The following is an 11,197-nucleotide window of genomic DNA, read 5'->3' as shown; positions in this document are numbered from 1 at the left end:
CGCGCGGACCCCGCGGCTCCCCCGCCGGGGCCGGCGCCCCTCGCCGCCGGACGGCTCCCCGCCCCCGCCCCCGGCGGGGTCGTGCCCGTCGCGCGCCCCGGCGTTCGCGGGGGCCGAGAGCGAGGCCGCGTACTCCCGGCATGCTTCGGCCGATGTACCGCACCCCGGACAAGCGAGGGCGCCATTGAGGTGCCGTCGGCACGGGTGGCAGTAGTCCATGACGCCGGAAGACTAAACTCCGCACAGGTCACGTTCACAACTGAAGCTGTGAAAGTTCTGTGCCGAACCGCCCATTCCTCTTGGAGCGGCCGAGAACGGGGCGGACACTTCGCCGCCTTTCCCGCTCCTCCCCCTTCTTCCTGCGCCTTCGCACCGAAACCGTTGTGCGTTCGCCCCATTGACACCGAAGCCGCCCCGTCCTTACTGTCTGGCCAGCATTTCGAACGCATGACGAAATCTCGAACATACGACGCAGGCGGCGCAGGCGACGCAAGCGACGTAGAACACCACGCAGGGCACGACACAGAGTCGTAAAAGCAGCCGCAGAGCACGACAAGGGGCAATTTCCGTGCGCATCACCGGAATCAGCACACACGTGGTCGGGACGCCGTGGCGCAACCTGACCTATGTCCAGGTGCACACCGACGAAGGTCTCACCGGAGTCGGTGAGACCCGCATGCTGGGGCACACCGACGCGCTCCTCGGCTACCTGCGGGAGGCCGAGGCCAATCACATTCTCGGCTCCGACCCGTTCGCTGTCGAGGATCTCGTCAAGCGCATGAAGTACGGCGACTACGGGCGGGCCGGCGAGATCGTGATGTCCGGCATCGCCGTGATCGAGATGGCGTGCTGGGACATCAAGGGCAAGGCCCTCGGCGTACCCGTGTGGCAGCTCCTCGGTGGCAAGGTCACCGACCGCGTGAAGGCGTACGCCAACGGCTGGTACACCACCGAGCGCACCCCGGAGGCGTACCACAAGGCGGCGCAGGCGGTCGTCGAGCGCGGGTACAGGGCGCTGAAGATCGACCCGTTCGGGACCGGTCACTTCGAGCTCGACCACCAGCAGAGCCTCTACGCGGTGTCGCTGATCGAGGCCGTCCGGGACGCGATCGGCCCGGAGACCGAGCTGATGCTGGAGATGCACGGGCGGTTCTCGCCGGCCACCGCGATCCGGCTCGCGCGCGACCTGGCGCCGTTCAAGCCGGCCTGGCTGGAGGAGCCGGTCCCGCCGGAGAACCTCAAGGCGCTGGAGAAGGTGGCCGCCAAGGTCGACATGCCGGTCGCGACCGGCGAGCGCATCCACGACCGCATCGAGTTCCGCGAGCTCTTCGAGAGCCAGGCCGTGGACATCATCCAGCCGGATGTCGGCCACCTCGGCGGCATCTGGGAGACCCGGAAGCTGGCCGCGACCGCCGAGACCCACTACGTGCTGGTCGCACCGCACAACGTGGGCGGTCCGGTGCTGACCGCGGCCTCCCTCCAGGTCGGCTTCACCTCCCCGAACTTCAAGATCCTGGAGCACTTCAACGACTTCGCGGACGCGGACATCAAGAAGGTCGTGAAGGGCGCCCCGCAGGTCGTCGACGGCTATTTCGAGCTGTCCCACGAGCCGGGTCTGGGCGTCGAGCTGGACACGGACGCGGCGGCCGAGTTCCCGCAGCAGCAGGCCCGTTTCGACCTGTGGGCGGACGGCTGGGAGCAGCGCAGGCCGAAGGGCACCAAGTGACCGCGCCCGGTACCGGGCCGCACGGCGCGCTGTGGCAGGCTGTGCACCGCCCCGGCACGCCGTCGTGCCCGCGCGCCGAGGCGGACCGGAGGGGGCGCCGCTCCCCCGGGACCCCGACCCGTCCCACCGCCACGGAGCAGCCATGAGCGCCACCGGCCAGGCCGTCGTCATCGAGGGGCCGGGCGCGCACCGGCTGGCCCCGCACGAGCCCGTGGCACCCGCCGCCGGCGAGGCCCTCGTACGGGTCCACGCGTCCGGGATTTGCGGCAGCGACCGCGAGGTGTACCAGGGCAGCCGCCCCGAGGGGTACGTCCGTTACCCGCTCACCCCGGGCCACGAGTGGTCCGGCACGGTGGAGGCGGTCGGCAGCGGCGTCCCGGCGGGGCTCGTGGGCCGCAAGGTGGTGGGCGAGGGCTTCCGCAACTGCCAGGTCTGCGACCGCTGCCACGAGGGCGAGACGACGCTGTGCACGGCCGGCTACGAGGAGACGGGGTTCACGCAGCCCGGCGCCATGGCGGGCACGCTCACGCTGCCCGCCCGGCTGCTGCACGTGCTCCCCGACGACGCCGACCTGACGGCGGCGGCGCTCCTGGAGCCCGCGGCCTGCATCGCGGCGGCGGCGCTGAAGGCGGGCGCGCGGCCCGGTGAGCGGGTGGCGGTCGTCGGCACCGGGACGCTCGGCATGTTCGCCGTGCAGTTCCTGCGGGCGGGTTCGCCCTCGGAGCTGCTCGTGGTGGGCACCCGCCCGGACCGCGAGGAGCTGTCGCGGACCTTCGGCGCCACCGACTTCCGCACCCGCGACCAGGAACTGCCAGACGACTTCGACGTGGTGATCGAGACCGCCGGGTCGGCGACCGCCGCGACCACCGCCGCCGCGCTGCTGCGGCGCGGCGGGCGGCTGGTGCTGACGGGCATCCCGGCCGCGGGCGCCGAGGGCCTGGACCCCACCGACCTCGTCGTACGGCAGCTGGAGGTGCACACCGTGTTCGGGGCGCCGCCGGATGCCTGGGCGCACACGGTGCGGGTCTTCGGCGCCGGTCTGCTCGATCCGCGTCCGCTGGTCACGCACGAACTGCCGTTGGACGAGTTCGCCCACGCCATCGAGCTGGTGGGGTCGGGCGACCCGAAGGTCGGCAAGGTACTGCTGAAGCCCTGACGGCCCGCGGCGCCGACGGCCGGCCCCCGATCCGTACGCCGGCGGCCGGCCCCCGATCCGTACGCCGGTGCGGAGACCTGACGCCCCGCACCGGCGTACACCCACCGGCGCGAACCATGTCCGACATGTCGAACGCATACTTTGCCAGAGTTAAGGAAAGCCCGTGACCGACGCTTCTCCCAGAGCGGCCCGTCGACCCGGTGAGCAGGCGCTCGCCGCGCTCGGCCTGGGCGCGCCCGCCCTGTCCCCCGCCGACGCCTCCCCGCACTCCTTCCCGGGGGGCGGCCGCTGGCGCACCGAGATCCCCTCGTGCGAGGGGCCCGAGGCACTGGCCGTGGTCCTGAAGGAGTCCTCGCGGCTCGACGTGCCGATCCACCGGATCAGCCAGGGCAGCGGCGTCTGGATGCTGACCGACGCCGAGATCACCGAGATGGTCGACGCCACCGCCGAGCGGGACATCGAGCTCTGCCTCTTCACCGGTCCGCGCGGCACGTGGGACATCGGCGGCTCGACCCGTACCGACTCCCGCGGCGGCGGGCTGCGCGCCCGCGGTCACGACGCGGTCGCCGGCTGTCTCGAAGACGCCGTACGGGCAACGGAGTTGGGCGTAAAGTGCCTCCTCGTGGCGGACGAGGGCGTGCTGTGGACCTTGCACCGGGCCCGGGTCGCCGGGATCATCCCGGCCGACACCACGCTCAAGGTCTCGGCGCTCATCGGTCCGGTGAACCCGGCCGCGTACGCCGTGTACGAGCAGCTCGGCGGGGACTCGGTCAACGTGCCCAGCGATCTCACGCTGGACCACCTGACGGAGATCCGCCGGGTCAGCGCGGCTCCCATGGACATGTACATCGAGGCTCCCGACGATCTCGGCGGCTACGTGCGCATGTACGAGGTCGCCGAACTGATCAGGCGCGGCGCACCGCTGTACCTGAAGTTCGGGCTGTCCAAGGCTCCGGGGATCTATCCGTACGGCCACCACATGAGGGAGCTGACGCTGTCGACGGCACGGGAGAGGGTGCGGCGCGGCCGGCTCGCCCTGGACCTGCTGGCGCGGCACGGGGCGGACGGCGACATGGCGCCGCTCGGCTCGCGGCTTCCGGGAACGCTCCAGCGGTTTGACATTCCCTCATAACGTTCCGGGCACACCCCCTTCACAAAAGACGACGCGGCCGAACACAATCCCACACACCTCCTCTCGGTCGTTCCCGCTCCATCCCTTTCACAACTGAACACCGAGCCCCCGTCAGAGCATCAAGGAAGATGATCATGCGCAATCGCAAGGCAGCCCTCTCCGCCATAGCCGCGGCAGCCTCCCTCGCCCTCACCCTCTCCGCCTGCGGGCAGGACAGCGAGGGCGGCAGCGAGAGCGACAAGGGAGAGTCGAAGAAGGGCTCCACCGTCGGTATCGCGATGCCGACCAAGTCCTCCGAGCGCTGGATCGCCGACGGCGCCAACGTGGAGAAGAACCTCAAGGCGGCGGGCTACAAGACCAAGCTGGCCTACGGCGAGGACGACCCGGACACCCAGGTCTCGCAGATCGAGAACATGATCACGCAGGGTGTCTCGGCGCTGATCATCGCGGCGATCGACAACAAGTCGCTCGACAACGTCCTCCAGCAGGCCAAGGACGCCGACATCCCGGTCATCTCCTACGACCGCCTGATCCTCAACTCGCCGAACGTCGACTACTACGCGTCGTTCGACAACGAGAAGGTCGGCGAGCTCCAGGGCGGCTACATCGTCGAGAAGCTCGGCCTGAAGGACGGCTCGAAGAAGGGCCCGTTCAACGTCGAGCTCTTCGCCGGCTCGAACGACGACAACAACACCCAGTACTTCTTCAAGGGCGCGATGAACGCCCTCCAGCCCTACATCGACAAGAAGCAGATCGTCGTCAAGTCGGGCCAGACGAAGCTCAACCAGGTCACCACGCTGCGCTGGGACGGCGGCACCGCCCAGAAGCGCATGGACGACCTGCTGACCTCGGCGTACAAGAGCGACAGGGTCGACGCGGTGCTCTCGCCCTACGACGGCATCTCCATCGGCATCCTGTCGGCGCTCAAGTCGGACGACTACGGCTCCAAGAACAAGCCGCTGCCGATCGTCACGGGCCAGGACGCCGAGGTCGCCTCGGTGAAGTCGATCATCTCGGGCCAGCAGACGCAGACGGTCTACAAGGACCTCCGCAAGCTCGCCGAGGTGGCCGCGAACATGGTCGACTCCGTGCTCAACGACAAGAAGCCGGAGACCAACGACACCAAGACGTACGACAACGGCTCGAAGGTCGTTCCCGCGTACCTGCTGGAGCCGGTGAACGTCGACAAGGACAACTACAAGGCGACGCTGGTCGACTCCGGCTACCTCAAGGAAAGCGACCTCAAGTAACCCGCCGTTCTCTAAGGATTGGAAGGCACGACCATGGCGGGACCCGTCCTGGAAATGCGCTCGATCGTCAAGACCTTTCCCGGCGTCAAGGCGCTGTCGGACGTCTCCCTGAGCGTCCGGCCGGGCGAGGTCCACGCCATCTGCGGGGAGAACGGCGCCGGGAAGTCGACCCTCATGAAGGTCCTCTCCGGCGTCCACCCGCACGGGACCTACGAGGGCGACATCCTCTTCGAGGGTGAGACCTGCCGGTTCAAGGACATCAGGGCGAGCGAGCAGCACGGCATCGTGATCATCCACCAGGAGCTCGCCCTGGTGCCCTACCTCTCCATCGCGGAGAACATCTTCCTCGGCAACGAGCACGCCACGCGCGGTTTCATCAACTGGAACGAGACGCTGAAGCACGCGACCGAACTGCTGCGGCGGGTCGGCCTCGACGAGCACCCCGACACCCGGGTCGCCGACATCGGCGTGGGCAAGCAGCAGCTCGTCGAGATCGCGAAGGCGCTGTCGAAGAAGGTGAAGCTGCTGATCCTCGACGAGCCGACGGCGGCTCTGAACGACGAGGACAGCGGCAAGCTCCTCGACCTCATCCTGGGCCTCAAGAGCCAGGGCATCACCTCGATCATCATCTCGCACAAGCTCAACGAGATCGAGACGGTCGCGGACTCGGTGACGATCCTGCGCGACGGGCGGTCCATCGAGACGCTCGACGTGAAGGCCGCCGAGACCACCGAGGACCGGATCATCAGCGGCATGGTCGGCCGCGACCTCGACCACCGCTTCCCCGAGCGCACCCCGCACGAGCCCGAGGTGGGCGCGGCGCCGGCCCTTGAGATCCGCAACTGGACCGTGCACCACCCCATCGACCAGCAGCGCAAGGTGGTCGACGACGTGTCGATCCAGGTGCGCCGCGGGGAGATCGTCGGCATCGCCGGGCTCATGGGCGCCGGGCGCACCGAGCTGGCGATGAGCGTCTTCGGGCGCACCTACGGCCGCTACGCGGGCGGCACCGTCCTCAAGGACGGCAAGGAGATCCGTACGAAGACCGTGCCCGAGGCGGTCGGGCACGGGATCGCGTACGTGACCGAGGACCGCAAGCACTACGGCCTCAACCTCATCGACAACATCAACCGCAACATCTCGCTCAGCGCTCTGGGCAAGGTCGCCAAGGGCGGTGTGGTCGACGAGCACGCGGAGCGGCAGGTCGCCGAGGGCTACCGCAAGTCGATGAACATCAAGGCGCCGACGGTCTTCGAGCCGGTGGGCAAGTTGTCGGGCGGCAACCAGCAGAAGGTCGTCCTCAGCAAGTGGATCTTCGCGGGACCCGATGTGCTGATCCTGGACGAGCCGACCCGCGGCATCGACGTGGGCGCCAAGTTCGAGATCTACACGGTCATCGACAAACTGGCCGCCGAGGGCAAGGCGGTCGTCTTCATCTCCTCCGAGCTGCCGGAACTGCTCGGGATGTGCGACCGCATCTACACGATGTCCGCCGGACGGCTGACCGGTGAGGTCCAGCGGGCCGAGGCCACGCAGGAAGTGCTGATGCGCCAGATGACGAAGGACAAGAGGTAAGACCGATGAGCACGAATGTGACCGCCAAGTCCCCGGCGCCGGCACCCGCCGGCAAGGGCGGCCCGGCCGGCGGCGGCAACGGCCTGCTGCAGCTGATGATGGACGGCATGCGCCGCAACATGCGGCAGTACGGCATGCTGATCGCGCTGGGCCTGATCGTGGTGCTGTTCGCGGTGTGGACGGACGGCGACCTGCTGCTGCCGCGCAACGTCTCCAACCTGGTGCTGCAGAACAGCTACATCCTGATCCTCGCGATCGGCATGATGCTCGTCATCATCGCGGGCCACATCGACCTGTCGGTCGGCTCCCTCACCGCCCTGGTGGGCGCGGTGGCGGCCGTACTGATGGTCAACCACGACGTCTCCTGGCCGGTGGCCGTGGTGCTGTGCCTGCTCATAGGCGCCGCCGCGGGGGCCCTGCAAGGGTTCTTCATCGCCTATCTCGGCATACCCTCCTTCATCGTCACCCTCGCCGGCATGCTGCTCTTCCGCGGTCTGACGGAGATCTTCCTGGAGGGCCAGACGATCGGCCCGTTCGACGAGGGCCTGCAGAAGGTCGCCAACGGCTTCCTCCCCGAGGTCGGCCCGGACACCAACTACCACAACCTCACGCTGCTGCTCGGCTTCGTCGTGATCGCGTTCGTGGTGCTCCAGGAGTTCCGCGACCGCAAGCGCCAGCAGGAGTTCGCGCTGGAGGTGCCGCCCACCAACCTGTTCCTGCTGAAGATCGTGGCCCTGGTCGCCGCCGTGCTCACGGTGACGATGATGCTCGCCAGCTACAAGGGCGCCCCGGTGGTGCTGCTCATCCTCGGCGTCCTCGTCGTCGGCTACGGCTACGTGATGCGCAACTCCATCATCGGCCGCCACATCTACGCGATCGGCGGCAACCTGCCCGCGGCCAAGCTGTCCGGTGTGCGGGACAAGAAGGTCACCTTCCTGGTCTTCCTCAACATGGGCATGCTCGCGGCGCTGGCCGGCCTGGTCTTCGCGGCCCGCTTCAACGCGGCCTCGCCGAAGGCCGGTGTGAACTTCGAACTGGAGGCGATCGCCGCGTCGTTCATCGGCGGCGCGTCGATGAGCGGCGGCGTGGGCACGGTCCTCGGCGCGATCATCGGCGGTCTGGTCCTCGGCGTGCTCAACAACGGCATGAACCTCGTCGGTGTCGGCAGTGACTGGCAGCAGGTCATCAAGGGCCTGGTGCTGCTCGCGGCGGTCGGCTTCGACGTCTGGAACAAGCGCAAGGTCGGTTCGTAGCGTACGGGCGGGGCCCCGTGGACGTACGGTCCACGGGGCCCGTTTTTCTTTGTGCTTTCCTTTGTGCGCGCCCCTCGCGCGCCCCTCGCGCGCCAGGAACAGCCACGTCGAACAGCCACGTCTCGGGAAGACAGGAACCGGTGAAAGAACTCTTTGGCGAACTCGCCGACGGAACGAAGGTCCACCGCTGGTCGCTGGAGAACGGCGGCACCCGGCTGAAGGTCCTCGGTTACGGCGGCATCGTCCAGTCCCTGGAACTCCCGGACCGCCACGGCCGGTACGCCGACGTCTCCCTCGGTTTCGACACCCTCGGCGCCTACGAGACGTCCAGCCCGTACTTCGGCGCCCTGATCGGCCGGTACGGCAACCGCATCGCCGGGGGCCGTTTCACCCTCGACGGCGAGGACCACCGGCTGCCCGTCAACGACGGCGGCCACCACCTGCACGGCGGCCCCGCGGGCTTCGACCGGCGGGTCTGGGACGTGGAGGAGTTCACGGCCGGCTCCGACGTGGGGCTGGTCCTGCGCCGCACCAGCCCCGACGGCGAGATGGGTTATCCCGGCACCCTGACGACGGAGGTCACCTACACCCTCACCGCGGAGGGCGACTGGCGCGTCGACTACGAGGCGACCACCGACCGGGCCACGGTCGTCAACCTCACCAGCCACGTCTACTGGAACCTGGCGGGCGAGGGCACCGGCTCCGTCCACGGCCACGAGCTGACGATCGCCGCCTCCCGCTACACCCCGGTCGACGCGGGTCTCGTGCCGACCGGCGAGCTCGCCGGGGTGGCGGGCACCCCCTTCGACTTCCGAACGCCCAAGACGGTCGGGGCGGACCTGGGACAGCCCGATCCGCAGCTCCTGCACGCCAGGGGCATCGACCACAACATGGTCCTCGACAAGGGGCCCACCGAGCGGCCCGAGCACATCGCGACCCTCCGCGAGCCGGTCTCCGGCCGCACCCTGCGGATCGCGACGACCGAGCCCGGCGTGCAGCTCTACACCGGGAACTTCCTGGACGGCACCCTCACCGGCCCCGGCGGCCGGGCCTACGGGCAGGGCGACGCGGTGTGCCTGGAGACCCAGCACTTCCCCGACTCGCCCAACCGTCCGGAGTTCCCCACGACCGTGCTCAGGCCGGGCGGGACCTACCGGTCGACGACGGTCCATTCGTTCGACAAGTGACCGTTCTTCACGACAGGTCCACAACTTGCACATCCGTTCACAGGCGTTGAACGGAGACACACCGCCGCCCGTACTCAGGGACGGCCCGCGTATCCCCGCCCGGGCCGCCCCTCAAGGACGGAGGGTCCATGGCCGACAATGTCACCTCGCTGTTCCGCACCGGCGCGCACAGCCCCTCGATGGCCGCGCTGGCACGCGAGAGCGGGGAGGCGGGTCCGCTGGACTTCTGCATCCCGTGCAATCCGTACTTTCCCACGCCCGCGATGTTCGACGAGCTGACCCACCGGCTGCGCGACATCATCACGTACTACCCGAGCAGCGCGGACACGATCACCGGTGAGCTGTGCAACCTGCTCCAGCTGCCGCCGCAGTGCGTGGCGATGGGCAACGGGTCCACGGAACTGATCACCTGGATCGACCACCTGCTGGTCCGGGAGTCGCTCGCCATCCCCGTCCCCACCTTCGGCCGCTGGACCGACCAGCCGCTGGAGACCGGCAAGCGCGTCGACATGTTCCCGCTCCAGGAGAGCAACGGCTTCGCGCTCGACCCGGCGCAGTACATCCAGTTCATCCGCTCCCGGGGCACCCGCGCGGCCGTCATCTGCAACCCGAACAACCCCGACGGCGGCTTCCTGCCCAAGCAGACGGTCCTGGCCTTCTGCGACGCGCTCGCCGACCTGGACCTGATCGTCATCGACGAGTCGTTCCTGGAGTTCGCCGACGCGGAGAACGAGCCGAGCATCGTCGAGGAGGCGGTGATGCGGCCCAACGTCATCGTGCTGCGCAGCCTCGGCAAGAACTTCGGCCTGCACGGCGTGCGGTTCGGCTACATGGTGGCCAACCCGGGGCTCGCGGGCAGGATCCGCTCGATGCTGCCCAAGTGGAACCTCAACGCCTTCGCGGAGACCGTGGTGTTCATGCTGCGGGACCACGGGCCCGAGTACGTGGAGAGCCTGCACATGGTGCGCCGCGACCGGCTCGACATGGCGCGCCAGCTGTCCACGCTGCCCGGCCTGACGGTCTACCCCTCCCAGGGCAACTTCCTCTTCGTACGGCTGCCGGTGGGCGCGGAGGGCACCGTGGTCCGGGACCGGCTGCTCACCGAGCACCGCGTCCTGGTCCGTGAGTGCGGCAACAAGATCGGCTCCTCCAGCCGCTTCCTGCGGCTCGTGGTGCGCCCCCAGGCGGACGTACGCCGTCTGGTGGCCGGCCTGGAGTCGGTGCTCTACGGGACCACCAGACGGGCGACCGCTCCCGCCCCCGTGCCCGAGCTGAGCACCGGGACCGGCTACAGCTCCGGTACGGCGGCGGTCGACCGCCTGGTCGGCTCGACNCCGGGACCGGCTACAGCTCCGGTACGGCGGCGGTCGACCGCCTGGTCGGCTCGACCAACGGACAGGGCTACCCGGGCCTGGCGGGCGCGGCGAACGGGATGGTCGGGCAGCCCCAGCCGCTGACGGCGGGTGCGGGCGCGGGTGCGATGACGGGGCAGCCCCAGCCGATACCCCAGCCCCAGCAACTGCCTCAGCCGATACCCCAACCGCAGCCGGTGCCGGTGCAACTGCCCCAGCCGCAGCCGATGGTGGCCGCGGCGAACGGGATGGTCGGGCAGCCGCAGCCGATGACCGCCGCGCAGGCACGGGGCACGACGGGGATGCCGGACGGGCTGACCGCGGTGGCCGCGCAGGGCCCGCCGCAGGGGTTCCCGCCGCCCCAGCCGGCCGGGGGGTGGCCGAACACGCCGGGCGCGTCCGGCACGAACTGGCCCGCGGCCGGCGCGCCGGGCCGGATCGGCTGACCCGGGCGGGGCCGCGGAACCGGCTCACCGCCGGTGGGGGCGGCACTCGACGATCGCGCGGTTCCCCGCGCCCCTCACAACCGTCCCCCGCGCCCGGTGCTTTCAGGGGCGCGGGGAACC

7 protein-coding genes and 2 pseudogenes are annotated in these 11,197 nt (G+C 69.5%); 8 read left to right on the top strand and 1 reads right to left on the bottom strand.

Annotated features, from left to right (window positions below):
• The coding region (locus KM933_RS40705; RefSeq protein ID WP_430727368.1) for an SCO2400 family protein at positions 1-219 on the bottom strand (219 nt) is incomplete at its 3' end.
• 349 nt (positions 220-568) lie between these two features.
• On the opposite strand from KM933_RS40705, the gene KM933_RS26155 reads away from it, so the two are divergent.
• The 8 genes and pseudogenes from KM933_RS26155 (at position 569) to KM933_RS26120 (ending at position 11,077) form a co-directional block, all read left to right on the top strand.
• Entirely contained in the window at positions 569-1,726 is a 1,158-nt protein-coding gene (locus KM933_RS26155; RefSeq protein ID WP_221356292.1) for a mandelate racemase/muconate lactonizing enzyme family protein, read from the top strand.
• A 142-nt stretch (positions 1,727-1,868) separates the two neighbouring features.
• Positions 1,869-2,882 (top strand): zinc-dependent alcohol dehydrogenase, encoded by a 1,014-nt coding sequence (locus KM933_RS26150; protein WP_221356290.1) that lies wholly within the window; start codon positions 1,869-1,871, stop codon positions 2,880-2,882.
• Between the two features lie 163 nt (positions 2,883-3,045).
• Positions 3,046-4,014, top strand: a complete 969-nt coding sequence (locus KM933_RS26145; protein ID WP_221356288.1) for a hypothetical protein — start codon at positions 3,046-3,048, stop codon at positions 4,012-4,014.
• Between the two features lie 134 nt (positions 4,015-4,148).
• Entirely contained in the window at positions 4,149-5,264 is a 1,116-nt protein-coding gene (gene chvE, locus KM933_RS26140; protein ID WP_221356286.1) for a multiple monosaccharide ABC transporter substrate-binding protein, read from the top strand.
• A gap of 33 nt (positions 5,265-5,297) precedes the next feature.
• The gene (gene mmsA, locus KM933_RS26135) at positions 5,298-6,839 is read left to right on the top strand and encodes a multiple monosaccharide ABC transporter ATP-binding protein (RefSeq protein ID WP_221356285.1); all 1,542 of its coding nucleotides are present in this window, start codon (positions 5,298-5,300) and stop codon (positions 6,837-6,839) included.
• A 5-nt stretch (positions 6,840-6,844) separates the two neighbouring features.
• Positions 6,845-8,092 (top strand): multiple monosaccharide ABC transporter permease, encoded by a 1,248-nt coding sequence (mmsB, locus tag KM933_RS26130; protein WP_221356283.1) that lies wholly within the window; start codon positions 6,845-6,847, stop codon positions 8,090-8,092.
• A gap of 131 nt (positions 8,093-8,223) precedes the next feature.
• Positions 8,224-9,279 (top strand): annotated as a pseudogene (locus tag KM933_RS26125) (aldose epimerase family protein); the annotation flags it as partial.
• A gap of 128 nt (positions 9,280-9,407) precedes the next feature.
• A pseudogene (locus KM933_RS26120) lies at positions 9,408-11,077 on the top strand (pyridoxal phosphate-dependent aminotransferase).
• Positions 11,078-11,197: the final 120 nt, after the last annotated feature.

Source organism: Streptomyces beigongshangae (genome assembly GCF_019710745.1).
GTDB classification, from domain to species: domain Bacteria; phylum Actinomycetota; class Actinomycetes; order Streptomycetales; family Streptomycetaceae; genus Streptomyces; species Streptomyces beigongshangae.
The sequence above is the reverse complement of the archived record's forward strand: the minus strand, read 5'-3'. Positions and strand labels throughout refer to the sequence as shown.